The sequence below is a fragment of the Streptomyces lydicamycinicus genome (genome assembly GCF_000829715.2).
Classification (GTDB): domain Bacteria; phylum Actinomycetota; class Actinomycetes; order Streptomycetales; family Streptomycetaceae; genus Streptomyces; species Streptomyces lydicamycinicus.
The window spans coordinates 972125-997996 of sequence record NZ_BBNO01000004.1; the positions used below are offsets into that span (position 1 = coordinate 972125).

Consider the following 25872-nt stretch of genomic DNA (forward strand, 5'->3'; position numbering starts at 1 on the left):
AGCGCGCCGCCCGCGGGCTCCGGGGAGCGCGCGGGCGGCGGACGGTCAGCGGCCGATTTTCTCGACGAACCGCTGCACTTCGCTGAAGACGTGCCCGACCTGCGAGAAGAAGCCGCGGGTCGTGCCGATCCACTCCTGGAGCGGAGTCAGCTCCCAGATGAGCCAGGCCGCCACGAACAGGAGTATCAGCGTGAACAGACAGCCCTTGAGGCAGCCCAGGCCCGGGATCTTCATCGGGTTGGCGCTGCGCTGACGGGGCTCGCGCCGGGGCCTCGGCTCCGGCGCGGGCGGCCGCTGCGGCTCATAGCGCTGCGGCGGCGGCTCCCGGCGCCGCTGCGGGGCCGGCGGCTGCTGCTGCGGCGCCTGCTGGGCGTACGGCACCGGAGCGGGCTGCTGCCGGTACTGCTGCGGGCGCTGCGGCGGCTGCTGCGGGGCGGCCTGCCGCTGCGGACGGCGGCGCAGCGGGTCCTCGCTGGGGTCCAGGTACTGCACCTGGGTCTGCTCGTTGCGGTCGCGGGCGGCACGCAGCTGGGACTCCCACGGGTGGGGCCCCTCCGGCTCCTGCGGTCCGCCGGCCGGCGCGCCCATGGGCATCGGCGGCATCGCCCGCGTCGGATCGCCCTGCGCACCGGGGCCGCCCGGACCACCCGGGCCACCCGTGGACGGCAGCACGCTGGTCGCCGCGGCCGGGTCGTACGAACCGGCGCCGGACGGAAGCACCTGGGTGGGGTCGGCGTCGCCGCCGGCCTGGCCGTCGGCGCCCGTCCCGGGGACCGTGGCGGGCGCGGGATCGGGAGCGAGCAGCGCGGCCACACCGAGCGCGGCCTCGGCCTCGGCAGGCCGGGCGTGCACCCCGATGCCGGCCGCGACGGTGCGCAGCGCCCGGGCCAGGTTCTCGGCGCTGGGCCGCTCCTCGGGCCGCTTGCGCAGACAGCGCTCGATGACCGTCCACAACGGCTCGGGCAGCGTGCCGGGGCGCTGCGGCTCCTCGCTGAGGTGCCGGTGCAGCACCTCCAGGGCGGTCGACCCGGCGAACGGGGGACGGCCGGTGACCAGCTCGTACAGCAGGATGCCGGCGCCGTAGATGTCCACGGCGGAGGTCTGCGGGCGGCCCTCGGCGGACTCCGGCGCCACATAGGCGGGCGTGCCGACGAACTCGTGGGTGCGGGTCAGGCCCGGGGAGTCGGCGAGACGGGCGATGCCGAAGTCGGTCAGCATCGGGTGCATCTCGCTGCTGCCGTCCGAACCGGCCAGCAGGACGTTGGCGGGCTTGAGGTCACGGTGGACCACACCGTCGGCGTGGCTGGCCGCCAGCGCGTCGGCGATCTGGGCGGTGAGCAGCGCGGCGGCCACCGGGCTGAACGGCCCGTTGTCGCGCAGATAGCGGTGCAGGTCGGGGCCGTCGACCAGGTCCATGACCAGGGCGAGCAGATCGCCCTCGACGACCAGGTCGCGGGTACGGACGATGTTCGGGTGGGTGAGCCGCAGCAGGACGGAACGCTCCCGCAGGAAGCGCATCACCACGTCCGCGTCGTGCGCCAGCTCCTCCTTGAGGACCTTGATCGCGACCGTCTCACCGGGCTCCCCGGCCACGGCGGCCTCGGCGCCCGCCGTCTCCCGCTGGCGGGCACGCCAGACGGTGCCCGTGGCGCCGCGTCCCAGCGGCTCCTCGAGCAGATACTTGCTGCCTACCGGCCGCACGTCATGCGCTCCCTGGTCGTGGTGAATCCCTTGCCCGGCCCGCTGGGTCAGCTGATCATCTCCGCGCGGCCCGTCCGACCCACTGTAGTGCCGTCGCACAATCTTTTCGGTCCGGCGGCCCAGGGCGGGCTTGTGGGAAAGACGCGGGTTCGGGACGGATGGTTGCCTGCTGCCCCCGGGAGGGCCGTCTGCCGCCCCCGGACGGTGCGGACGGTGCCCGCGCGCGGTCCGGCCGGAGACCTTCCGAGCTGACCACGGCGGTCGAAATCCGGCCGGGCACGGCGCGCAAGCAGGCACTTTTTCGCCCTTAGAAGACCAATCAAGATCACTGAACGGCGGTCGGCGGGCGCGTTGTCAGTGGCAGGTGCGAGGATGCATCCAGCGCGATGCGGCGGGGGCGCGCGGCCCTTGTCGCGACGTGCACTTGGGACTTGTACGTGCCGACGTGCCCGGGTGCGGTGGGGGGAGCGAGCGGGCCCCCCTGCCGGACCTCGGCAGAAGGGACCGTTGACGGCGATGCAGATCCGGCTGACCGTCCTCGGGCCGCGCAGCGGCCACACCACCCGGGCATGCGATGTGCTGGTCACGGCCCCTGCCGGGACCGCGCTGGCGGCGGTGGCCGGCTCGCTCGCCGCCTCCGTGGCGGGCTCGGGTGCGGATGTCGGCGGTGCGGGCGGCGGCAGCGGCCCCGTCGTCCTGTACGCCGGGTCCGACCGGCTCGATCCGCAGCGCGCGGCCATCGGCGAGCCCCCGCTGATCGACGGCGCGGTGCTCTCCGTCCAGAGCCCGGGCCCCGCTCCCGCACACGGCCTGCCGCACGGCTCCGCGCGGCTGCGCGTCGTCTCCGGACCCGATGCCGGCGGTGTGCATCTGCTGCACGGCGGCCAGATCCGCATCGGCCGCTCCGCCGATGCCGACGTCCCCCTCGATGACCCCGATGTCTCACGGCTGCACTGCACCGTCACGGTCGAACCGGACGGCTCGGTCTCCGTCGCCGACCTGCGCTCCACCAACGGCACCGTCGTGGACGGCACCGACCTCGACGAACGCCCCGCACCCCTGCGCCCCGGCGCCCTGCTACGCCTCGGCGAGTCCGCCCTGCGCCTCCAGTCCGCCCCCGGCACACCGGACCCTGCCCTGCCGACCGCACCGGACGGGGAGGGGCATCTGCGGATCACCCCGGGGGCCGCGGGGACGGTCGCGGGGGGACGGGCGGAGGAATACGGGGCAGGTGGTCCGCACGGGGCCACTGCGGCCATGGGCGGGGCTTATACGGGGGCTGGGTCGTATGCCGGAGCCGTGGCGAATGCCGGGGGCGGGGCGTACGGGCGGGTGACGGGTGGGGCGGGTGCTTCGGTCGGGGCTTCGCCGGCCGGGGAGGCAGCGGGCGGGTCCGTGCAGGTGCCGGGCGGGTCCGGGCCGGCATCGCGCCCAGCCGGGCAGGCATCGAGCGGAGCCGCATACGCACCGGGATCCGCGCAGGCATCGGGCGGAGCCGCATACGCACCGACCGGGTCCGCACCCGCACCGGCCGGATCCCCCCACGCACCGGCAGCGGCCTCGCAGCCGCCGGCCGCGCCGGGCCGCCGGGACACGCCCCTGCGCGGCACCCCGGCCGGATACGGCAACCCGGCCGCATACGGCGCACCGGCCCCCGGCCCCGACGGCTCCCGCCCGACCGGCGCCCCCTCCCCGGATACCTCCACCGGCCACGTCTACGACCGCACCACCGACAGCGGCAGCCCGTCAGCCGGCTGGGGGCCCGGCGTCCGGGAACCGGCCGACGGTTTCCCGGCCACCGGCCAACAGCGGACGCACGGCGGGCAGCAGTCTCTGGCACCGGCCGACGAGGGTCCCCGTAAAAGCGGGCGGCGCGGCGGTATCGGGGCCTGGGCGCGACGGCTGACGGGCGGCCGGCCCACCGTGGAGCAACCGGACGAGGGCCTCCCGGCGGCGTACGAACCGGCCGGCGACCCCACGGCCGCCGGCGCGGACCCCCTGGACGCCGCCCCGAGCCCGGAGGCACTCGCCGGGCCCGCCGCCGAGGAACGCTGGCCGGACGCCGCCGCGATCCTGCTCACCGCGCTGGGCCCGGGGCCGCGGCTCTGGGAGCGCGGCCCGGACCACCCCGACGCACTGACCGTCCGGCTGGGTACGGCGGCCCGCAGCGGCGGCCGTACCGCCCTGCCGGTCACCGTCGAGCTGCGCCGGGCGGGCTCCCTCGGCCTCGCCGGGCCGCGGGCGCGGCTGACCGGACTGGCCCGCTGCGCCCTCGCCCAGCTCGCCGCGCTGCACTCCCCCGGCACCCTCGACATCGTGCTGATCAGCACGGACCGGGCGCGCCCGGCCGAGGAGCGGGTGGCGGACTGGTCCTGGCTCGGCTGGCTGCCGCAGGTCCGGCCGGAGCGTGGCCAGGACTGCCGGCTGCTGCTCGCGTACGACCCGGACCAGGCCCTGGCGCGCACGTCCGAGCTGGTGCGCCGGCTCGACGACAGCCCACTGGGCCCCGCCTGGGCCGACGCCGAGCGGGCGGAGATCGCCGCCGCCGCGGCCCGCCACCAGGGCCCGTACACCCTCGTGGTCGTGGACGGCGACCCCGGCACCTCCGCGCTGCGCGAGACCACCGCCCGGCTCGCCGCGGCCGGGGCGGCGGCCGGTATCCATCTGCTGTGCCTGGCCGAGACCCCGGCCTCCTCCCCCGCCTTCCCGCTGGCCGCGACGTACGAAGCGGCGCGGACGGCGTCGCCCGCCTTCGGGGAGTGCGGGGCGGTCGCGGTGCTCAGCGGCGATGTCGCCACGGCGCTGCGCGTCGTCCAGCCGGGCTCGGGGCCCCATGGCACCGTCGCGACGGTGGACGCGGTCTCCGGCGCCTGGGCCGAACGCTTCGCCCGGGCGCTGGCGCCGCTGCGCGAGACCGATGGGACGGCCACGGCGGCCGGGGGTGGTGCGGCGATGCGGGTGGCCGTCCCGCTGCCCGATTCGGCGCGCCTGTTGGACGAGTTGGGGCTGGCCCGCGCCACCCCGGCTTCCCTGATGGCCCGTTGGGCCGCCGCCCTGGACACCGACCGTCCCGGCGCCGCCGCGGTCCTCGGCGCCGGCCCGCACGGCCCGCTGTGCGCCGATCTCGCCGCCGACGGCTCGCACCTCCTCCTGGAGGGCGCGGCGGCCACCGGCAAGACGGAGCTGCTGCGGTCGCTGGCCGCCTCGCTGGCCGCCGCCGACCGGCCGGATCTGCTGTCGATGGTGCTGGTGGACGGCGGCGGCAGCGAACGCGGCGAGGGGCTGCGGGTGTGCACGGACCTGCCGCATGTCACGACGTATCTCGCCGCCTCGGACCCGGTCCGGATGCGGGAGTTCGCCCAGGCGCTGTCCTCGGAACTGAAGCGCCGCGCGGAGATACTCGCCGGCACCCCGTTCACCGAGTGGCGCAGCAAGCATCTGCCGGCGCCGCGCATCGTCGCCCCGCGGCGCTCCACCGAGGGCGGCCACGGTCACGGAGAGCAGGAACCAATTACTCTCCGTAATCGTTGCCGTAACAAGGAGGAAGAAGGCGGCACCCCGGCGGACCCGTCAACGACCGGCACCCTGCGACTCCGCCCCCGCAGCGGAGCCCCCGCCGAGGACCCCGCACCCGAGCCGGCGGTACCGATGCCCCGGCTCTTCGTGCTGGTCGACGACTTCGACGCCCTGGTCGCCCCGGCCCTGGGCAGCACCGGCCGCCCGGCCGCCGGGTCCGTGGTGCGCGCCCTGGAGTCGGTGGCCCGGGACGGAGCGGCGCTCGGGGTGCACCTGATAGCCGCGACCGGCCACCCGGACCGCACGGCGGAGACCGCGACCAGCGAACGGGCTGATCTGCGCGTCCAGTTGGGCGCCACCACCGATCCGTCCGAGCCGGTACCCACGGGCCGCGGGCGGCTGTACCGCGCGGCGGACGGCTCCTCGACACCGTTCCAGGCGGGCCGGGTCACGGGCCGGATACCCCGTACGTCCACCCTCCGGCCGACGGTCGTCCCGCTGGAGTGGCAGCGGATGGGCGACCCGCCGGCCCGGCGCCCACTGCGCGAGCTGGGCAACGGCCCGACGGATCTGGCCCTGCTCGCCAGCGCACTACAGCGGGCCGCACAGTCCTCGGGCGCGGCGGCCACCCCGCCCCTGCTGTGAAGCACGTGCTGTGAAGCACCGACGTGCGGTGAGAAGCGGACGTGCCGTGAAGCATGGACGCGCTGCGAGAAGCGGACGCGCGGTGAGACGCGTACGCCACCCATAACAGCCCCGTCACGAAAGGCCGGTTGACGCGGAAGGCGGTATTGCGGACCCCGTGGCCAGGGCGTAGGACTGTCGCAGACCACGCGGCCGCACCACCGCTCGGCACCACCCGCACCACCGCTCGGCACCACCCGCACCGCAACACCGCTCAGCACCACCCGCACCGCACCACCGCACAGCACCGCACCACCCGCAATGCAGAGGCGCCGTGGCGCGCTATGGCGCGGCGCTCTTCCGTTGGCACGGCAGGCGCAGGGACAGGGGGCTACGGGGATGGGCAGACGACTGGACCGTATTGACCGGGCGGCCGGCCGGGCCGCGGCCGGGGTGGCGGTGAGCGCGGCGCTCGCCTTGGCGCTGGCCGGATGCGGGAGTGGCGGCGGTGGGAAGAAGGATGAGGGGGGCGGTGGCGGGAAGGGGGGTAGTACCGCCCCGACGGTGCGACTTCCCTCGTTGAAGGGGCAGAAGCTTCAGGTCACCGCTGTGTGGACGGGGCCGGAGCGGGACAACTTCCAGAAGGTGCTGGAGGAGTTCGAGAAGCGCACCGGTGCCACGGTCGACTTCGTGCCCAGTGGTGACGACATGGCCGGTTTCATCGGGTCCAAGATCGCCGGTGGTGGGCCGCCGGATGTGGCGATGCTCCAACAGGTCGGTGTGCTCAATGAGTTCGCCGGGAAGGGGTGGCTCAAGCCGCTCGGGGCGAGTGCCAAGGCGCAGCTCGCCAAGAACTATGCGAAGGGCTGGCAGGATCTCGGCGCCCACAAGGGCACCCCGTACGGGGTCTACTTCAAGGCCAGTAACAAGTCGTTGGTCTGGTACAACGCCCGGGCGTTCGACAACGCCGGTGCCAAGGAACCGAAGACCTGGCCGGACTTCGTCAAGGCTGCGGAGATCATCGGCGAGTCGGGTGTGGAGCCGGTGTCGGTGGGCGGTGCGGACGGCTGGACGCTGACGGACTGGTTCGAGAACATTTATCTCTCGCAGGCGGGGCCCGGGAAGTACGACCAGCTGGCGCAGCACAGGATCAAGTGGACCGATCCGACGGTCAAGCAGGCGTTGACCACGCTCGGGCAGCTCTTCGGCCGGAAGGATCTGCTCGCGGGCGGCAACTCCGGTGCGTTGCAGACGGACTTCCCGACGTCGGTGACCCAGACCTTCAGCGGCGGTGACGCCCCCAAGGCCGCGATGGTCTCCTCGGCGGACTTCGCCGCCGCCAACATCACCCAGACCAAGGCCAAGGTCGGTAAGGACGCCAAGGTCTTCCCGTTCCCGGCGGTGGGTGCCAAGTCGCCGGTGGTGACCGGTGGGGATGTGGCGGTGGCGCTCAAGGACGGCAAGGCGTCGCAGGCGCTGCTGACGTTCCTGGCGTCGACGGATGCCGCGAAGATCTGGGCGCAGGCGGGCGGGTTCATCTCGCCCAACAAGGAGCTGGATCAGGCGGCGTACGCCGATGACGTGCTGCGGGAGATCGCCAAGGCGCTGGTCGCGGCGGGTGATGACTTCCGCTTCGACATGTCCGACCAGGCGCCCGCCTCGTTCGGCGGCAAGCCGGGCCAGGGCGAGTGGAAGGACCTTCAGGACTTCCTGAAGAACCCGAAGGACATCGCGGGCACGCAGGCGCGGTTGGAGAAGGACGCCGCGAAGTCGTTCGGACGCTGAGAACGCGTAGTCGTTCGGACGCGTAGTCGTTCGGGCGCTGAGTACGCGAAGTCGTCCGGGCACTGCGTATGTGCCGCTGTCCGTGTCGAGCGGGACCGGGGGGGTCGTCACGATGAGCGACGTGCAGGTCAGCGGGGCCGGTGAGCGGCGCCGGAGGAGGGCCGGTGGCGGGGGCCGCGGGCGGGTGCGGGGCGCCCGCCGATGGCTCGCCGTGGTGTTTCTGCTGCCGGCGCTGGTGCTGCTCGGTGCGCTGGTCGGCTACCCGATCGTGTTCTCCGTCGTCCGCAGCCTGTTCGACGCGTCCGGTGACGGCTTTGTGGGGCTGGACAACTACGGCGCGATGTTCTCGGACGAGGGCATCCGCACGGCGTTGCGGAACAACGTCGTCTGGGTGGTGGTGGCGCCGACGGTGTCGACCGCGCTGGGGCTGGTCTTCGCGGTGCTGACCGAGCGGATCCGCTGGGGCACCGCTTTCAAGCTGGTCGTGTTCATGCCGATGGCGATCTCGATGCTGGCGGCCGGGATCATCTTCCGGCTGGTGTACGACCAAGCGCCGGAGCGCGGGGTCGCCAACGCGGTGTGGGTCGGTGTCCATGACACCTTCGCCGATCCGGCGCCGTTCCCCGGGGCCAAGCCGCGGCCGCGCGCCGGTCTGAAGCCGTCGGGGGGCGGGGCCTTCACCACCGGGTCGGCCGTGCGGGCGGGGGCTCCGGTGCTGCTGCCGCTGGTCGCCGTCCAGCCGGACGATCTGCGCGGTGCGCGGGCGGCGGCCGTCGCCCAGCCGCAGCCGGGCAAGGTCACCGGTACCGCGTGGCTGGACTTCACCCGGGGCGGGGGCGGCCGGCCGAATGTGATCGACGGTAACGAGAAGGCGCTGGCCGGTCTGCGGGTCGAGGCGGTCCGGGGCGGCAGGGTGGTCGCCTCGGCGACGACGGCGGCCGACGGCAGTTTCGCGCTGCCCGCCGGCCAGGCGGACGGTGCCCGGCTGCGGCTGCCCGCGGCTGATTTCGCCGAGGCGTATCGCGGTGTCGACTGGCTCGGTCCGGCGCTGGTCACCCCGGCCATCATCGGCTCCTATGTATGGATGTGGGCCGGTTTCGCGATGGTGCTGATCGCGGCGGGTCTGGCGGGTGTGCCGCGGGAGCTGCTGGAGGCGGCGCGGGTGGACGGTGCGGGTGAGTGGCAGGTCTTCCGCCGGATCACGGTGCCGCTGCTGGCGCCGGTGCTGGTGGTCGTGCTGGTCACGCTGATGATCAACGTGCTGAAGATCTTCGATCTGGTCTACATCATCGCGCCGGGCTCCAGCATCCGGTCCGCGAATGTGCTGGCGCTCCAGCTCTTCCAGTCGTCGTTCGGCACGGATGTCGACGAGGGCCTGGGCAGCGCGATCGCCGTGTTCCTGCTGTTGCTGGTGCTGCCGGTGATGTACGTCAATCTCCGGCGCCTGCGGAAGGAGCGTCGCCGATGACGACCGTGGACGGTGTCGTACGGGCCGGGCACTCCGGCACCGGTGCCGTACGGGGCCGGCGGCCGCTCGCCGCGCGGCTGGTGGCGCGGGCCGGCGGCGGTGCGATGCGGGTCTTCCTGGTGCTGGTGGCGCTGTTCTGGCTGATGCCGTCGGTGGGGCTGTTGTTGTCGTCGCTGCGCAGTCCGCAGCGGATCGCCGAGTCCGGCTGGTGGCAGGTCTTCCGTGAGCCGGCCCAGATCACCTGGGACAACTACAGCCAACTGCTGTCGAACGACAAGGTGATGGGTTCGCTGCTGACCACGGCGGCGATCACGGTGCCCGCGACGGTGCTGGTCGTCGTCATCGGCTCGCTGGCCGGCTACGCGTTCGCCTGGATGGACTTCCCCGGCCGGGACGGCTGGTTCCTGGCCGTGGTGGGGCTGCTGGTGGTGCCCGTGCAGGTGGCGCTGATCCCGGTGGCGAAGCTGTTCGGTGCGGTCGGGCTCTTCGAGACGACGGCCGGGGTGATCCTTTTCCATACGGCGTTCGGGTTGCCCTTCGCGGTGTTCCTGCTGCGGAACTTCTTCGCAGAGATCCCGCGGGAGCTGCTGGAGGCGGCCCGGCTGGACGGGGCGGGCGAGCTGCGGCTGTTCACCCGGGTCGTGCTGCCGCTGGGCGGTCCGGCGATCGCGTCGCTGGCGATCTTCCAGTTCCTGTGGGTGTGGAACGACATGCTGATCGCGCTGATCTTCGCGGACAGCGGGCATCCGCCGGTCACCGTGGCCCTTCAGCAGGAGGTGCGGCAGTTCGGCAACAACATCGATGTGCTGGCGCCCGGCGCCTTTCTGTCGATGGTGGTGCCACTGATCGTCTTCTTCGCCTTCCAGCGCCAGTTCGTGTCCGGTGTGATGGCGGGTGCGGTGAAGTGATCTGCGCACGGGGGCCCGGTGCCGCCGGGCCGCACGCCATCTTCCGTTCATTTTCGTCCGCCTACGATGTCGTCGCTGCCGTGCCACGCACGGTGCGACCGGGCTCCGTCCTGGCGACTGCCTGAGCCGCGCCCGCACGTCCCGTGCTCCGGGGCGTGGTGCCCCGGCCCCTGCCGGGCCGCTCCTGCGCAGCGGCTCCGGCGCCGGGCGCGCCCACAACTACAGAGACGCACCACCGCGGAGACGCACCACCGCAGGCCGCAGATCTCTCCCCGCGTTTCCCCGGTACATCCACGGCAGACAGCGCCGGCACATATCGCACCTCCCCCACGCACGTGTCGTCTTACGCCCTACGTTCCCGACCGTCTGGAGACGGACCGCACATGACTGCCCCCATCGCAGACCAGAGTGCCGCACAACTCCCGCGCCCCACCCGGCTGTCCGAGGTCAAGGGCTGGTTCTTCACCGCGGACCAGCTGCTTTTTGACTGGTTCCTGACCCGCCAGAAGGAGCGTGCGGAACCGGGGGATCTGCTGGAACTGGGGGCGTACATGGGCAAGAGCGCCATCTTCCTCGGTGCGCGGCGGCGGGCCGGCGAGCGCTTCACGGTCTGCGACCTCTTCGACTCCCCCGCCGAGGACGCCTCCAACTCGCAGGAGATGAAGAAGTCCTATGCGACCTTGACGCGGCGCGCCTTCGAGGCGAACTACCTTGCATTCCATGACGAGTTGCCCACCATCGTCCAGGGCCTCAGCTCGCTCGTCAGTGAGCATGTCGACGAGGGCTCGGTGCGCTTCGCCCATATCGACGCCTCGCATCTGTACGAGCATGTGCACGGCGACATCCTCGCGGTGCGCGAGCTGCTCACCGGTCAGGGCGTCGTGGTGATGGACGACTACCGTGCCGAGCACTGTCCGGGGGTGGCCGCCGCCACCTGGCAGGCCGTGGCGAACGAGGGGCTGCGCCCGATCTGCATCACCGGCACCAAGTTCTACGGGACCTGGGGCGATCCCGAGCCGCTCCAGCAGGCGCTGGTGGAGTGGATCAAGGCGCGCGGCGACATCTGGCACGAGGTGCAGTACGTCAACGGCGCCCCGCTGGTCCGGCTGAGCGCCAAGGGCGCCAAGGAGCCCGCCCACCCGGTGTCCCGGCACCGGTCCTCGGGTGGCCGCGCCCCGCAGCGGCCGGCCGCGGCCCGGGCGCCGGAGGCCTCCGCGGCCCGTCCGGGCCCGCGCCCGCCGTTCCCGGCCCGCGGCACGCTGCGCCGGGTCGCCCTGGACGTGCTGCCGCCGGTCCTCACCCGGGCGCTGGTGAACGCCCGCAAGCGGGCCCGTACGCGCTGACCGCGCCGCGCGGGGCCGGGGCGGCACGCGCCCGCCCCGGCCCCGCGCACCGGCCGCCCGAGGGCTGTCCCGTCCTCCCGCCCGCCAGGGATGACGGGGCAGCCCTCGGGCGGTATCTCCCTAGCGCGGCACCTGCCCCAGCAGGACGAACACATTGGCGCGCAGCAGCATCCCGGCCGGGCGGGGCAGCGGATGGGAGTACGTGCGCCGCACCGTGAGTCCCGCGGACTCGGCGAAGGCGCGCAGCAGCGGGAAGTCGGTGAAGCGCACCGGGGCGGGGCCGGCCCGGTGTCCGGCCTCCTGCGCGGTGATCAGCAGCACCCCGCCGCCGGGCCGTACGTACGGCACATAGGCCCGCAGCAGGCCCTCGACCTGTTCGTCGTCCAGGTGCTCCAGGACGTGGGCGGTCAGCAGCGCGTCGAAGGCACCGGGGCGGGCGTGCGGGCTCGCGAGGAAGGTGTCGGCCGTGTAGGCGGTCAGTCCGCGCTCCCGGCAGCGCGCCACGGACCGCGGGTCGTGGTCCACGCCGACGCTGCCGGGCGCGCAGTCGGCGAGGGTGTCGCCGGTGCCGCAGCCGATCTCCAGGACCCGTCCGCTGCCGATCCGTCGCAGCTGGCTGCGGAACGGGGAGCGGGCGGGCAGCAGCCGGGCCGGTCCGCGGCGTCCGCGTTCGGCCGGCAGCCGCGCGGTGGAGGCGGACGGGGCGGTGCCCGCGGGGGGCGCGGGCCGAGCGGTCCGGATGTCGCTGCCGGGCGGCCCGGCGTCGGGGCTGTCGGTGGCGGCGGAGCTGTCGGTTCGGCCGGGCATCGGGACGCGGTCACCTTCCCTGGGGAACAGGGCGCACGGGGCGCCGTAAAGCTGTGCAACGGGTCTACGGCATCGGACGCGGCCCGGCGCTACGGCGCGCCGACTTCGCGCACTGAGCGTAATCATGTGAACACGCAGTGTCGATGATGTGTCTCACCCTTTCAGCGCAGATCCGGTGACCGTGCCGCCGTGGGCGAGTTGAACGGACCGGTCTTGTGCATCGCCGGTCCGGAAAGGCTTGGTTCGCGTATGAAGCCACGGCTCACCGTCGTCGTCCCGGTCCCTCGCGCCGAGGGGTCCGAGCGGAATGTGGAGGAGTGCCTGGAGTCGGTCGCGGCCCAGACGCTGACCGAGCTGGATGTGGTGCTGGTGGACGGCCCACCGGGGGCGGGGCCCGGGGGCGCCGCCGCGGAGGCCGGTCCCGCCGCTCTCGCCCGGCGGTTCGCCGCCCGCGATCCGCGGTTCCGGATCGTCCACCACCAGGAGGGCGGCCCGGCTGCCGGCTGTGGCGCGGCCCGCAACACCGGTGCCCGGCACGCCTATCCGCACACCGATTACCTCGCCTTCCTCGACGCCGAGGAGGATGTGCTGCTGCCGCGCGCGTACGAGGATCTCGTCGGCGTGCTGGACCGGTCCGGGTCGGATCTCGCGACCGGCAACGTCTACCGGCTCGGTGCGGCCGGCCGCAGCCAGTCCGCCCACCATCCGGCGGGCCGGGAGACGGCGCTGCGTACCCGGATCGGCGACGATCTGACCCTGCTGTCGGACCATGTCGCCCGCAACAAGGTCTTCCGCCGCACCTTCTGGGACCGGCACGCCCTCGCCTTCCCCGAGGGCGAGTGGTGCCATGACGCGGCGGTGACGCTGCCCGCGTTCTTTCTCGCCGGCGCGGTCGATGTGCTGCACGAGCACGTCTGTTACCGGCGGCTGCCGGAGGGGCCGGGCCGGCAGCGGCAGCTCGATGCCCGGGGCGTACGGGACCGGTTCGCGGCGGTGGCCGGTATCCGGCGGTTCCTCGCCGACCCGGCCCGCGGGGCGCTGGGCGGCCACCGGCGCGACTACGACCGGGCGCAGCTCACCGAGGGGCTGCTCGACCTGGTGGAGGCGCTGCCGGGGGCCGCCCCGGAGTGCCGGACCGCGTTCCTGGACTGCGCCCGCGACTTCCTGTCCGGTGTGGATCCGCGGCTGTTCCCCACGCTGCCCGTGGAGCTGCGGATGCGCTGGTATCTGATCCGCGCCGGGCGGCTGGCCGATCTGCTGGCGCTGCTCACCCATGAGGCCCGTAATCCGGCCGGGTTCACGGTCGCCGGGCCGCCGCTGCGCAAGCGTGCGGTGCTGCCGCTGGCCCCGCCGCTGGAGCTGCCGCCGGGGGTGACCCGGCTGGACCGGGCCGATTTCCCCGTCGTGGCGCGGGTGCGGGAGGCGGTGTGGCGGGACGGTGTGCTGGTGCTGCGCGGCTACGCCTATCTCCGCAATCTGGACGCCGCGGCCCGGCACCGCTATCTGCGGACGGCCGTGCTGTCGTGCGGGCGGCGCCGGGTCCTGCTGCCGCTGCGCCCGGTCCCGATGCCGGAGGCGACCGCCGAGTCCGGTCAGGAGCTGCACTGTTACGACTGGTCGGGCTTCGAGATGCGGCTCGATCCGGCCCGGCTGCGCAAGGGGGGCCGCTGGGAGGAGGGCGACTGGACGGTCGGGGTGCTGCTGGCGTCGGCGGGGGTGGTGCGGGCCGGGGCGCTGTCCGCGCCGGACACCGGTTCGGGGGCCGCGCCGCGCGCCCACGACGTGGCCGGGGACGGCGCGGACGACGGGCTGCGGATCACGCCCTGGTACGCGGGCGGGCGGCTGCGGCTGTCGGTGCACCGGCGCACCCGGCGGCTGGCCGGGCATCGTGCCGCGGCGGCCGGTGCTCTGGACCTGACCGTCGGCGCGCCCGGCCCGCCGCCCGCCGCGCTGCGGCTGACCCACCAGGGGACCGGCACGGTGGTGTCGTTTCCGGTGGAGCCGGCGTCGCCCGGGGAGGCGGGGGCCCCGCAGACGGGTCCGGGGGTGGCGGGCGAGGTGTCCGGCGGTGCGCCGTCGTCGCACACCTTCCGGATCCGGCTCGACGCCCTCGCCGCCGCCCGCCCCACCCGGGACGGCGCGCCCCGGGCCGTGCCGCCCGCGCACACCGAGAGCTGGGCGCCGGAGTTGGTGCTGCCCGGCGGCGGCACCGACCCGATCGCCTGCGCGCCGGGGCTGACGCCGGTGCCGTATCCGCTGCCGCACGGCCGTGAGCTGGTGGTGGCCGCCACCCCGGCCGGGCAGCTCGTGCTGCACGACCGTGTCCCGCAGCCGTACCTGGACCGGCTGCTGTGGCGCGCGGACGGCACCCTGCTCCTGTCGGGCGGGCTGCCGGCCGCCGCGCCGCACGCCACCGAACTGGTCCTCAAGCACGGGGCGCACGCCACCGAGCTGGCCTTCCCCACCACCCATGACGAGGGCCGGTTCCACGGCACGCTGCCGCTGGGCGCACTGCCCTCGCTGGCCGGGGCGGTGCCGCTGCGTGAGGGCCGCTGGACGCTGCATCTGCGCGAACGGGGCGCGCCCGGCTCCCCGTTGGACGCCCCGGTGCGCTGTGCGCCGTCGGTCCTCGACGGGCTGCCGGCGACCCGTACGGTCCGCGGCAAGCCGTTCAGCCTCGACCGGCACCGGCACGACGAGGCGCTCGTAGTGGCGGGGCCCGCGCTGCCGGCCACCGACCGCGGCCCCTACCGGCGCCGGATGCTGCGCGAGCAGCACTACTCGCTGCACCGCTCCCGGCCGCTGCGCGACACCGTCCTCTACAGCAGCTTCGGCGGCCGCGCGTACGGGGATTCGCCGCGGGCGGTGCATGAGGAGCTGGTGCGCCGGGGCATGGAGGTGGAGCATCTGTGGGCGGTGCGCGACGCGCAGAGCGCGGTGCCGGCGACGGCCCGTGCGGTGCTGGTGGGCAGCGCCGAGTGGCACGGGGCGCTGGCGCACAGCCGCTGGGTGGTCACCAACACGCATCTGCCGCGGTGGTTCACCCGCCGGGGCGGCCAGCGGATCATCCAGACCTGGCACGGCACTCCGCTCAAGCGGATCGGCGCCGATCTGGCGGGCACGCTGTGCGCGGGCCTGGCGCATCTGGCGCCGCGGCCGCGGGTGAGCCGGCAGTGGAGTGTGCTGCTGTCGCCCAACGCGCACAGCACTCCGGTGCTGCGGTCCGCGCTGGGCTACTCGGGCCGGCTGGTGGAGACCGGACTGCCGCGTACCGACGCCCTGTTCGCGCCGGACCGCGAGCTGACGGCGGCCGCGGTGCGTGAGCGGCTGGGCATCGAGCCGGGCAGGAGGGTCGTGCTGTACGCGCCGACGCCGCGGGACGATCTGGCCTACGACGCGGGCCATCACCGGCTGCATCTGCCGCTCGATCTGGACCTGGCGCGGCGGGAGCTGGCCGACGACCATGTGCTGCTGGTCCGCGGGCATCCGCTGGTGGCCGACCGGCTGCCGGCGCACCATGCGCCGTTCGCGCGCGATGTGTCCGCGCACCCGGACGCCACCGAGCTGCTGCTGGCGGCGGATGTGCTGGTCACCGACTATTCGTCGCTGGCCGTGGACTTCGCCAACACCGGCCGTCCGATGCTGTTCCTGACCCCCGATCTGCCGCACTACCGGGACACCCTGCGGGGCTTCACCCTGGACTTCGAGGCCCGGGTGCCGGGGCCGCTGCTCGGCTCGACCGGTGAACTGATCGACGCGCTGGGCGACTTGACGGCGATCGCGGCGGCGGGCGCGGACGCGTACGCGGATTTCCGGGAGTCCTTCTGCCACCGGGACGACGGCGGTGCGGCGGGCCGGGTCGCGGACCTGATGGAGCGGTGACCGGGGCCGGTCCGCCGCAAGATGAGGGTGGCTGGATCGGCATCCTGCGGCACTCGCGTCGTTACAGCATGTGCAGGTGCCCTCACGGGCCCGGCACACCCCGAGCCCGGCTCCCGCCCGGCAGAAGACGGCAAGTGGGCGGAAAAGCGGAGCGACGGGTGCAACCGTGCGACGGATTTCGCCCTCTGAATCATCGGAAATGGGTTCGGAATTCCCGCTCGCGCCAAGAGATGCTGTCGACACGAAATGTAGATTTCAGTGACTGTGAAAGAAGCCCTTGAGCCACTGCCGGGGCCCACCATCACGCCATCCGCGCAGGTCAGCATCGTCGTCATCGCCTTCAACGATGTCGGCCATGTCGGCGAGGCGGTGCGCTCCGCCCTCGCGCAGGGGAAGCCCGGCGAAACGGTCACCGAAGTGATCGCGGTGAACGACGCGTCCACCGACGGCACCGGCGCCGCCCTGGATGCCCTCGCCCGTACCGAGCCGCGACTGCGGGTCATCCACCGCGACGAGAACAGCGGTGGCTGCGGCACCCCCCGCAACGACGGGCTGCGCGCCGCCACCGGGCGGTTCGTGATGTTCCTCGACAGCGACGATGTGCTGCCGCCGGGCGCGGCCCGCGCGCTGCTGGCCGCGGCGCTGGAGCATGACGCCCCGGTCGTGGCCGGTGCCTGTGTCCGCCGTGAGCTGCCCGCGCACCGCGATGTCCCCTGGCAGCCCGGCCTCTACCGCGAGCCGGCCGTCCACGACTCGCCCGACGCGAACCCGCAGCTGGTCCGGGACACGTTGTGCGTCAACAAGCTCTACGAGCGGGCGTTTCTCGACAAGCACGCGATCACCTTCCCCGAAGGCCGTTTCACCTACGAGGACTTCGTGTTCACCGCGCGGGTGCTGGCCGCCTCCCCGCGGATCGCCACCCTCCCCGACCCGGTCTACATCTGGCATGTGCGCCGCTCGGCCGCCCGGCAGTCGATCTCGCTGGACCGCGCGGACGTCGCCAACTGGCAGGCGCGGATCGCGGCGCACCGGGCCAGTGTGCAGATCTTCCAGGAGGCCGGGCACAAGGCGCTGGCGCATGCCGCGCGCACCAAGTTCCTCGATCACGATCTGCGGATGTACGTCCGGGAGCTGCACACCCGCGGCGCCGACTACCGCGCCGAGTGGTGGCGGCTGACCCGGGAGTATCTGGCCGGTTTCGACGAGCCCGATCTGCGTGCGGCGCGTGCCCCGGCGCGCTGGCTGGCCCGGGTGGTGCTGGCCTCTCCGGCCCCGCGGGACCTGGGGCGGCTGACGCAGCTGGCGGCCCGGCCCGGCCGGCTGCTGCCGCCGTACGCGGAGGCCGGCGGCCGCGCGGTGTGGTCCGGGGACCTGCCCGAGGTGGAGCTGGACGCGATCGGTACCAAGCCGATGCACCGGCTGCCGGTGACCATAGACGCGGAGCCGGCCGTCAGCAGCCCCGGTGTGCTGCGGCTGCGGGTGCACGATCTGTACGGGCGGCTGGCCGCGGCCGGGCCGGAGAGCATCGACATCGAGCTGCGGCGCCGCCGGGACGACCGGCGCGGCCCGGTGCACACCGCCGCGCTCACCCCGGCCCCGGCTTCCGGCGGCTCGGAGGCCTGCTGGACCGCCGAGATCGTGCTGGATCTCGGTGCGCTGGTCGAACGGGACGGTGCGCACCGTGCCGACCCCGAGCCGTGGGATCTGATGGCGCGGGTCAGCTGCGCGGACGGGGCCGGGTTCCGGGCCGCGCTGCGGGCCATCGGGCCGGGGCTGCGCCGCCGGGTGCTGCCCAGCCGCCGCCATGTCCTGCTGCTGGTGCAGCCGTATGCGACGACCGGCGGCGCGCTGTCACTGCGGGTCGCGTCGGGTCTGCGCAGCGTCTGGCGGATCGCCGCCCGACGGCTGCGGAGCTGACCGCCCCGGACCACTGACCATCCGCTTCGTCCCCGAGCCTAGGATTGATGCCATGTCTTACTTGATCACGGGTGGTGCCGGCTACATCGGCTCCCATGTCGTACGGGCCCTGCGCCAGGCCGGCGAGACGGTCGTCGTGCTCGACGAGCTGACGACGGGCGTGTCCGCCCGGGTCCCGGAGGACGTCCCGCTGGTCGTCGGCTCCACGCTCAACCGTGAGCTGCTCGACACCACCTTCGCCGAGCACGGCATCACCGATGTCATCCACCTGGCGGCCAAGAAGCAGGTCGGCGAGTCCGTCGAGATGCCGCTGCTCTACTACCGCGAGAATGTGCACGGTCTCCAGACGCTGCTGGAGGCGATGGCCGCGGGCGGCGTCGGCCGGCTGGTGTTCTCCTCCTCGGCCGCCGTCTACGGCATGCCGGATGTCGAGCTGGTCACCGAGGACACGCCGTGCACGCCGATCAATCCGTACGGCGAGACCAAGCTGGTCGGCGAGTGGATGGCCCGTGCGGCGGGGCGGGCGCACGGCATCAGCACCGCCTGCCTGCGCTACTTCAACGTTGCCGGGGCGGCCACGCCGGAGCTGGCCGACACCGGGGTCTTCAACATCGTCCCGATGGTCTTCGAGCGGCTCACCACGGGCGCCGCGCCGCGCATCTTCGGCGATGACTACGACACCCCGGACGGCACCTGCATCCGCGACTACATCCATGTCGCCGATCTCGCGGAGGCCCATGTGGCGGCCGCCCGCAAGCTCGCCGAGCCGGGTCCGGTGCGCGATCTGACGCTGAACATCGGGCGGGGCGAGGGGGTGTCGGTGCGCGAGATGGTCGATCTGATCGCCGAGATCACCGGGCACCGGGACGTCACCGCCGAGGTCACCCCGCGCCGGGCGGGCGACCCGGCCCGGGTGGTGGCGGCCGCCGACCGGATCGCCGACGAGCTGGGCTGGAAGGCCCGGCACGACGTCCGCGACATGATCACCTCGGCCTGGGAGGGCTGGCGGTACCACCACCCGCAGGCCTGAGCGGGCCGCGTACCCCGCGTACGGCCGCCGGCACCGTGCTCAGCGGTACCGGCGGCCGCGTCGTGCGGGGGGGCGTCCGGTGGGGCGGCCGGTCTCAGGCCCCGGCCGGTTTGCGGGCCATGAGGCAGGCCTGCCGGGTGGACTCCCCCAGCTCCTCGTCCGGCTCCCGCAGCATCTGGGCCCGTACCTCCAGGCCGGCGGCGGCCAGCAGGCCGGCGATCCGGTCCGGCCGGCGCCGCCGGAAGTCGAGCGCCACGGGGTGGCCGAACGGCTGCGCCACGTGCAGCGGCTCGTCCCCGACCTGGAAGGCGAGCAGCAGCATGCCTCCCGGGGCCAGCAGCCGGTGGAACGCGGCGAACAGCTCCGGCAGCCGCTCCTGCGGGGTGTGGATGATCGAGTACCAGGCCACGATGCCGCCGAGGGCACCGTCCGGCAGCTCCAGGCCGGTCATCGCGCCCACCTCGAACCGGAGCCGGGGATGTATCCGCCGGGCCAGCGCCACCATCTGCGGCGACAGATCGACGCCGAAGACGGGCAGGCCCAGGCCGGCGAGGTGTGCCGTCACCCGGCCGGGTCCGCAGCCGAGGTCGGCGACCGGGCCGGCGTCCGCGGCCCGCACGTGTTCGGCGAACCCGGCGAGTACCGCCCGGTCCATCGGTCTGGCCGCGAGGTGGTCGCGGAAGTGCGCGTCGTAGTCGGTGGCGACAGCGTCGTAGAACGCCCGGGTGGTGTACAGGAAGTCCGGTTCGGTCACGGACCGGCACCCTACTCCGCGCGCCGGGCCGGTGGCGGGGTGCGGCGGGTGCCGCTCAGGTCAGCGGGTGGGACGTCCGGCCGGACGCCTCGTCGATCTCGTCGTGTGCCTTGGTCAGCAGTTTCATCGCCAGTTCGTTGAGCGCTCTGGCTCCCGCGACCTCTTCGCCGACCCTCGGCTGGTTGGAGTCGACGGGGTGGCGGCTGGCGTATCCGTGGCCCCGCACCTCGGTCCCGTCGGGGAGCCGTACCAGGGCGGCGGCGCGAGTGCGGTGGTTGTCCTCCTCGAATTCCAGCTCGACATGCCATCCGACAGCGGTCTGCAACATGACGATCACCTCCGGAACCGCTGTTACCAGGGTGCGCCCGCTTGCCGTCCGCCGCACGGTGTGCGGGGCCGGGCCTCCCGGTGGGAGACCCGGCCCCGGTGCCTCTCAGGGGTGCCGCACGGCTACGGCTGGAGGGTGATCGAGTTGATCGGCGTCATGTCCTTGTCGATGTAGTTGTTGGCCGGCAGGTAGCCCTGGCAGCCGGTGCCGTTGTAGCCGGTGCAGGTCCGCATGGTCGCGCCCCCGGACTGGTTGTTGTAGATGCGGTGCACCCCGACCATGTTGCTGAGGTTGTGGGCCCCGTAGCTGTAGTAGAAGTGCGACGGGTGGCCGCCGTTCCAGCCGGCGTTCTGCGGGTAGATGCAGACCGCGCCGTAGGGGCATCCCTGGGTGGTGGCGGCCTTGGCGGCGGCGGGTCCGGCGGTGGCGACGACCGTGCCGGCCGGGACGACCAGCGCCGCGACGGCCGCGGCCGCTATGCCTGCTCGCTTGATGACGGACATGTGTGTTCCCCCTGTCATACGGTCCCGCGAGGCCCTCGCTCGCGGGTGCACCGTGGCCGGTGCCTGATAGTCGGTCAGCCTGGGGCAGCGGGGGCGGGCCGGGCAACGGCATTCGGCTATTGCCGAAAGGGGCTCGCGGGGCCGGGTGTTGACGGCCGCGGGGCGGAAGCGGGGGCGTACGGCGGTGTCAGCGGCGCGCCCGGCGCAGGAGCCGCGCCCGACGCTGGAGGCCCGCCCGGCGCAGGAGGCCCGCCCGGCGCAGGAGAGCCCGGAAGCCGCCGCCGGGCACGGTGAGGGCCAGCGGCGCGGGCCCGTCGTCCCCGCGGGCGGCCGTACGGACCGGCAGCTCGCGGTGGAACGGGCCCGCGGTCACCCGCAGCGCCACCCGCCAGGTGCCCGGCGGGCCGCCGCGCAGCCGGGCGCGCACGGTGTAGCGGTCGCCGGCGGCCCGCTCGACCGTGGTGCGCAGCGCCACCGTGCGGGTCGCGTCGTGGAGGACCAGCCGCAGTGCGGCGTCCACAGGGCAGCCGGGGAGGGTGAGCCGGGCGGTGACGGTGGTGCGGCCGGAGCGGGTGCGGTCCACCGTGCCGCGCAGATCGTCGCCGAGGGGCCGGCGCGCCCCGTCGCGGTCCAGGTCGAGGTTCAGATGGCCGTGCGGCCGGGAGCGGAAGAGCGCGGCGACGGCCGGGCCGGCCGGGCCCCGGCCGACGATCCGCGGCACGAAGCCGGGGTCGCTCTCCTCCTCGCCGTCGTCCTCCGGGACCAGCCAGGCCTCGCGGCGGAGGGCGGGCCCCGCGGCGCCGCCCGGGCCGTACGCGGCGACCGCGATCTTGAGGCCCCAGACGCCGTCGGCCAGCGGCCCGCCGTCCGCCGCGGTCGCCGGGTCGACGGCGGCCCGCCAGGCCCCGTCCTCATACCGGGCGGGGAGGCGGTGGGTGGTGCCGTCGCGGCGCAGCAGGATCTCGACGGTGTCGCCGCCGAGACCGGGGAGGGTGGCGGTGCCCCGCAGATGCAGCACGCCGCCCACCCAGTGCTGCCGGAGCAGCCGCTGGCGCAGCACCACGCGGTCGGTGAGGTCGTAGCAGGCGTCGGGGAGGGCGCGCTGCGGGTCGCGGAAGTACGGGTAGCCGGCGTAGACGCGGCCGTCGTCGTCGAGCCGCGGCGGGTCCGGGCGGGTCCCGGTGTCGGCGCGGACGACGGCGGTCAGCTCGTCGTCGAGTCCGGCGCGCAGGCAGTGGGCGCGCAGCCGGAGCCCGGGCGGCAGGGCGGTCAGTACCCGGTCGGTGAGGTGGCGCTCCACGAGTGGGCGGGCGGCGGCCGCCATCGCGGTGCGGCCCGCCGGGTCGCGGGCGAGGTAGGGGGCCCCGAAGGGCATGAGTATCTCGCCGTGGAAGTGCCGGACCATCAGCTTGTCGCGGTCGGCGCCGGGCGGGACCTCGGCGGCGACCCGGTCGAGGACGGTGCCGATGTAGCCGAGGTATTCGCACCAGTCGGTGTCCTGGCGGCTGGCGTTGCTGTTGTCCTCGCGTCCGTGCAGGTAGTAGCAGGTGCGGTCGGCGAAGACGGAGACGACGTCGGCGCGCAGCAGGGCGGTGATGCCGAACGGCAGGTCCTCGGCGAGCAGCCGGCCCTCGACGAAGCGCAGCCGGTGGCGTTCGACGAAGGACCGGCGGAAGAGTTTGTAGGCCGCTAATGACCAGTAGACGGGGGAGTCGAAGACGGAGACCCGTTCGCTGGTGGTGCGCAGGTCGACGGGGGCGGCGCGGCCGTCGGCGCCGGCGATCCGGCCGTAGACGATGTCCGAGCGGCACTTCTGGGCCGTCCGGGTGAGCCAGAACAGCGCCTCGGGGTCGAGGCGGTCGTCGGAGTCGAGGAAGAAGACGTAGTCGCCGGTCGCGCGGGCCAGCCCGGCGTTGCGCGGCTTGCCGGCGCCGCCGGAGGCCTCCTGGCTCAGCACCGTCAGATGGGGGTGGCGGCGGGCCTGTTCGGCCAGCCACTCGGCGCTGCCGTCGGTCGAGCCGTCGTCGACCGCGATCACCTCGATGTGGCGCCGGTCCAGCGTCTGGGCGAAGACGGAGCCGAGGCTGCGGTCGAGGTAGCGCCGGGTGTTGTGCACCGGCACGATCACGGAGACGGTCGGCGCCGGGGCGCGGGATCCGGTGGGGACCTCGGCCGCGGGGTCTTCAGGGACGGGCACCGTGCCTCCGTTCTTTCGGCAGTTCCCCGGACCGCCCGGCGCCCCGGCGGGGCAGAGGGGACTCCTCAGACATATAACGCGGGGTGAACGTTCGCCGATCGTGGCGGCGGACCGCCGGTGTCTCCGGGCCCGCCACTCCCCTAGAGGCGGTCCGGCTCCCGGAGGTTGCGCGTCCCGCGCCCCTTTCCGCGCCCACACCACCCGGGCGGCATCGGCGCCCCTGCGGTGACACCGCCTGAAAATTCACCACTTGACAAGATCTGTGATGAGCAGCACAGAAATTTTCAATGAACGGACAACAACCTTTTCGGGTGAACAGTGGTCAGAAAGCTGACGCCGCACAAGGCCCCTTTGCGCCTTTTTTGTGTTCTGCACAGCTCGCCACGAGGAGTAGCCCCGCATGTCCGAGACAGGCCCCGACGCCGGACCCCGCTTCAGCATCATCGTGCCCGTGTTCCGGGTGCAGGGCTTTCTGCGCGCGTGCATGGACTCGGTGCTGGGGCAGGATTTCCCGGACTTCGAGCTGCTCGCCGTCGACGACTGCTCGCCCGACGGCAGCGGCGCCATCCTGGACGAGTACGCCGCGCGCGACGACCGGGTCCGGGTCCTGCACCTCCCGGAGAACGCCGGCCTGGGCCCCGCCCGCAACGCCGGTCTGCAGCGGGCCCGCGGCGACTACCTCCTCTTCCTCGACAGCGATGACACCCTCGTGCCCGGCGCGCTCGGCGCCCTCGCCGAACGGCTGGCCGCCACCGCGCACCCCGAGATCCTGGTCTTCGACTACGCCCGGACGTACTGGGACGGCGCCACTCGCCGCAACACCCTGTCCGCACTGCTCGACGAGTCCGGCGCACCGTCCTTCCCGCTCGCCGAACGGCCCCAGCTCCTCGATCTGCTCCAGATCGTGTGGAACAAGGCCTACCGCCGCGACTTCATCGAGGAGCACGGCTTCACCTTCCCGCAGGGCTACTACGAGGACGCCCCCTGGACGTTCTGCACGCTGATCACCGCACCGCGGATCGCGGTCCTCGACCGGGTCTGTCTGCACTACCGCCAGCGCCGGCAGGGCGGCAACATCCTGCGCACCACCAGCCGCAAGCACTTCGACGTCTTCGACCAGTACGCCCGGGTCTTCGCCTACCTGGACGCGCACCCCGAACTGGCGCACTGGCGCCCGCACATGTTCCGCAAGATGACCGACCACTATCTGACCGTCCTGGACAAGCCGGGCCGGCTGCCGCGCTCCGCCCGGGCCGAGTTCTTCCACCGCGCCGCCCGCGACTACCGCCTGCGGCTGCCGGCCGGCTTCGTCCGCCCCGGCGGTGTGACCGGCGGCAAGTACGCGCTGCTCGCCAAGGACGCCTACCCGGCGCTGGCCGGTCTGAAGGTCGCCGGCAAGGTGCAGCGCGCGGTGCGCAAGCACGCCGGCAAGCGGGTCAGGCAGGCCAAGCGCAAGGCCATGGACCTGCGTTACCAGGCGCTGCTGCGGCAGCCGCTGGACGAGAACCTCGCGGTCTACTCCGCGTACTGGAACCGGCTGCCGTCCTGCAACCCGCTGGCGGTCTACGAGAAGGCCAAGGAGCTGGCCCCGGACGTGCACGGCGTCTGGGTCGTCAAGAAGCAGCTCGCCGGCGCGGTCCCGGCCGGCATCGACCATGTCGTGCTCAACTCCCCGCGCTACTGGGAGGTGGTGGCCCGCGCCAAGTACCTCGTCAACAACGTCAACTTCGCCGACAACGTGGTCAAGCGCGAGGGCCAGATCCACCTCCAGACCCACCACGGCACCCCGCTGAAGTCGATGGGCACCGACCAGAAGCGCTACCCGGCCGCCGCCAAGGGCATGAGCTTCCGCAAGCTGCTGGCCCGCGCCGACCGCTGGGACTTCTCGCTCTCCGCCAACCGGCACACCACCGAGCAGTGGGAACGCGTCTACCCCTGCGACTTCACGTCGGTGGACGCCGGTTACCCCCGTAACGACGTCTACTACCGGGCCACCGCCCAGGACGTCCTGGACATCCGCGAACGCCTCGGCATCGCCCCCGGCAGGACGGCCGTCCTGTACGCGCCGACGATGCGCGACTACCAGGTCGGCTATGTCCCGCGGCTGGACCTGGAGCGGATCTCCCGCGCCCTGGGCGAGAACTTCGTCCTGCTGGTGCGCACCCACTACTTCTACGACCGCGATCCCGGCCTCCAGAAGCTCCAGGAGCGCGGTGCGCTGATCGACGTGTCCGGCCACCCGGTCGTCGAGGAGCTGTGCCTGGCCGCCGACGCCCTGGTCACCGACTATTCGTCGATCATGTTCGACTACGCCAACCTCGACCGGCCGATCATCAACTACGCCGACGACTGGGACACTTACGTCCGCTCCCGCGGCGTCACCTTCGACCTGCTCTCGGGCCTGCCCGGCGACACCCCCGGCGTGCTCGCCACCACGGAGGACGAGCTGATCGAGGCGTTCCGCAGCGGCCGCTGGGACGACGAGCGGGCCGCCGCACTGCGCGCCGCGTTCCGCGCCCGGTTCTGCCCGTGGGACGACGGGCACGCCGCCGAACGCGTGGTGCGCCGGGTCTTCCTCGGCCAGGAGGCGACCCCCGAGCCGCTGCCCCAGGAGCAACGCACCGTCGCCCCGACCCCGCGCACCGCGGCCGCGGCAGCCGGCCTGCTCACGCCGCCGGCACCCCGGAGGGGCGCGCACGAGGACGTGCGGAGGCGGGAGGCGTCGGGGACGGCGGAGGGGTCGGGGGCGGCGGAGGCGTCGGGGGCGGCGGAGGCGTCGGGGACTTCGGGGACGTTGGACGCGTCGAATGCCTCGGGCGTCTCGGGGACGTCGGGCACTTCGGGGACGTTGGACGCCTCGGGGGCGTCGGACGCGTCGAATGCCTCGGACGTCTCGGGGACGTCGGACGCGTCGAACGCCTCGGGCGCCTCGGGGACGTCGGACGCGTCGAACGCCTCGGGCGCCTCGGACGTGGAGATGGCGGGCTGATCGGTCGATCGGTGCGCACACTGCCGCCCGCCCCACGGGAATACCCGCCCCCACCCCACCCGTTGTGGCCTCGCAGGGGGCCCGCGCACCCCCTACGGGATCCGTTCGCCCCCGCCCTAG

General features: G+C 73.7%; 15 protein-coding genes. 9 read left to right on the forward strand and 6 right to left on the reverse strand.

What is annotated here, in order from left to right; all coding sequences use genetic code 11:
• Positions 1–45: 45 nt before the first annotated feature.
• Positions 46–1701 (reverse strand): serine/threonine-protein kinase, encoded by a 1656-nt coding sequence (locus TU31_RS17425; RefSeq protein ID WP_042155290.1) that lies wholly within the window; start codon positions 1699–1701, stop codon positions 46–48.
• A gap of 516 nt (positions 1702–2217) precedes the next feature.
• Between TU31_RS17425 and TU31_RS17430 the strand changes: the two genes are divergently transcribed.
• The 5 genes from TU31_RS17430 (at position 2218) to TU31_RS17450 (ending at position 11345) form a co-directional block, all read left to right on the forward strand.
• A complete protein-coding gene (locus TU31_RS17430) occupies positions 2218–5862 on the forward strand; it encodes an FHA domain-containing protein (protein ID WP_042155292.1) in 3645 nt (1214 codons plus the stop codon).
• A gap of 378 nt (positions 5863–6240) precedes the next feature.
• A complete protein-coding gene (locus TU31_RS17435; protein ID WP_181018615.1) occupies positions 6241–7626 on the forward strand; it encodes an ABC transporter substrate-binding protein in 1386 nt (461 codons plus the stop codon).
• A gap of 112 nt (positions 7627–7738) precedes the next feature.
• Positions 7739–9094 carry a carbohydrate ABC transporter permease gene (locus tag TU31_RS17440; protein ID WP_078885836.1) on the forward strand — a complete coding sequence of 452 codons (1356 nt, stop codon included), beginning with the start codon at positions 7739–7741 and terminating at the stop codon, positions 9092–9094.
• Entirely contained in the window at positions 9091–10002 is a 912-nt protein-coding gene (locus TU31_RS17445; RefSeq protein WP_042155293.1) for a carbohydrate ABC transporter permease, read from the forward strand. The genes TU31_RS17440 and TU31_RS17445 overlap by 4 nt, the downstream gene beginning before the upstream one ends.
• Before the next feature lie 383 nt (positions 10003–10385).
• Positions 10386–11345, forward strand: a complete 960-nt coding sequence (locus TU31_RS17450) for a class I SAM-dependent methyltransferase (protein ID WP_042155295.1) — start codon at positions 10386–10388, stop codon at positions 11343–11345.
• 120 nt (positions 11346–11465) lie between these two features.
• Here the strand turns inward: TU31_RS17450 and TU31_RS17455 are convergent, their stop codons facing one another.
• Positions 11466–12152 carry a class I SAM-dependent methyltransferase gene (locus TU31_RS17455; RefSeq protein WP_042155296.1) on the reverse strand — a complete coding sequence of 229 codons (687 nt, stop codon included), beginning with the start codon at positions 12150–12152 and terminating at the stop codon, positions 11466–11468.
• Positions 12153–12401: 249 nt separating this feature from the next.
• On the opposite strand from TU31_RS17455, the gene TU31_RS17460 reads away from it, so the two are divergent.
• From TU31_RS17460 to galE, 3 genes are all read left to right on the forward strand, one after another.
• A complete protein-coding gene (locus tag TU31_RS17460; RefSeq protein WP_042155299.1) occupies positions 12402–16034 on the forward strand; it encodes a bifunctional glycosyltransferase/CDP-glycerol:glycerophosphate glycerophosphotransferase in 3633 nt (1210 codons plus the stop codon).
• Positions 16035–16298: 264 nt separating this feature from the next.
• Positions 16299–17951: a glycosyltransferase family 2 protein gene (locus TU31_RS17465; protein ID WP_078885818.1), complete on the forward strand. Its 1653-nt coding sequence runs from the start codon at positions 16299–16301 to the stop codon at positions 17949–17951.
• Positions 17952–18003: 52 nt separating this feature from the next.
• On the forward strand, positions 18004–18981 hold the full coding sequence (gene galE, locus TU31_RS17470) for a UDP-glucose 4-epimerase GalE (protein WP_042155301.1): 978 nt from the start codon (positions 18004–18006) through the stop codon (positions 18979–18981).
• A gap of 94 nt (positions 18982–19075) precedes the next feature.
• On the opposite strand, the gene TU31_RS17475 is transcribed toward galE, so the two are convergent.
• The 4 genes from TU31_RS17475 to TU31_RS17490 all read right to left on the reverse strand — a co-directional run bounded on the left by TU31_RS17475 (position 19076) and on the right by TU31_RS17490 (position 22763).
• Positions 19076–19735, reverse strand: a complete 660-nt coding sequence (locus tag TU31_RS17475; protein ID WP_042155303.1) for a class I SAM-dependent DNA methyltransferase — start codon at positions 19733–19735, stop codon at positions 19076–19078.
• A 55-nt stretch (positions 19736–19790) separates the two neighbouring features.
• On the reverse strand, positions 19791–20063 hold the full coding sequence (locus tag TU31_RS17480; protein ID WP_042155305.1) for a DUF1876 domain-containing protein: 273 nt from the start codon (positions 20061–20063) through the stop codon (positions 19791–19793).
• 122 nt (positions 20064–20185) lie between these two features.
• Positions 20186–20566, reverse strand: coding sequence for a hypothetical protein (locus TU31_RS17485; protein ID WP_042155307.1), 381 nt, complete (start codon positions 20564–20566; stop codon positions 20186–20188).
• 187 nt (positions 20567–20753) lie between these two features.
• Positions 20754–22763 carry a glycosyltransferase family 2 protein gene (locus TU31_RS17490; RefSeq protein WP_042155309.1) on the reverse strand — a complete coding sequence of 670 codons (2010 nt, stop codon included), beginning with the start codon at positions 22761–22763 and terminating at the stop codon, positions 20754–20756.
• A 400-nt stretch (positions 22764–23163) separates the two neighbouring features.
• Between TU31_RS17490 and TU31_RS17495 the strand changes: the two genes are divergently transcribed.
• Complete coding sequence (locus TU31_RS17495) at positions 23164–25752, forward strand: CDP-glycerol glycerophosphotransferase family protein (protein ID WP_245698572.1); 2589 nt, start codon at positions 23164–23166, stop codon at positions 25750–25752.
• Positions 25753–25872 lie beyond the last annotated feature (120 nt).

Coding starts and splice junctions, on each gene's coding strand:
- TU31_RS17430 (WP_042155292.1), top strand. CDS start 2,218: ATGCAGATCCGGCTGACCGTCCTCGGGCCGCGCAGCGGCCACACCACC.
- TU31_RS17435 (WP_181018615.1), top strand. CDS start 6,241: ATGGGCAGACGACTGGACCGTATTGACCGGGCGGCCGGCCGGGCCGCG.
- TU31_RS17440 (WP_078885836.1), top strand. CDS start 7,739: ATGAGCGACGTGCAGGTCAGCGGGGCCGGTGAGCGGCGCCGGAGGAGG.
- TU31_RS17445 (WP_042155293.1), top strand. CDS start 9,091: ATGACGACCGTGGACGGTGTCGTACGGGCCGGGCACTCCGGCACCGGT.
- TU31_RS17450 (WP_042155295.1), top strand. CDS start 10,386: ATGACTGCCCCCATCGCAGACCAGAGTGCCGCACAACTCCCGCGCCCC.
- TU31_RS17455 (WP_042155296.1), bottom strand. CDS start 12,152: ATGCCCGGCCGAACCGACAGCTCCGCCGCCACCGACAGCCCCGACGCC.
- TU31_RS17460 (WP_042155299.1), top strand. CDS start 12,402: ATGAAGCCACGGCTCACCGTCGTCGTCCCGGTCCCTCGCGCCGAGGGG.
- galE (WP_042155301.1), top strand. CDS start 18,004: ATGTCTTACTTGATCACGGGTGGTGCCGGCTACATCGGCTCCCATGTC.
- TU31_RS17480 (WP_042155305.1), bottom strand. CDS start 20,063: ATGTTGCAGACCGCTGTCGGATGGCATGTCGAGCTGGAATTCGAGGAG.
- TU31_RS17485 (WP_042155307.1), bottom strand. CDS start 20,566: ATGTCCGTCATCAAGCGAGCAGGCATAGCGGCCGCGGCCGTCGCGGCG.
- TU31_RS17495 (WP_245698572.1), top strand. CDS start 23,164: ATGTCCGAGACAGGCCCCGACGCCGGACCCCGCTTCAGCATCATCGTG.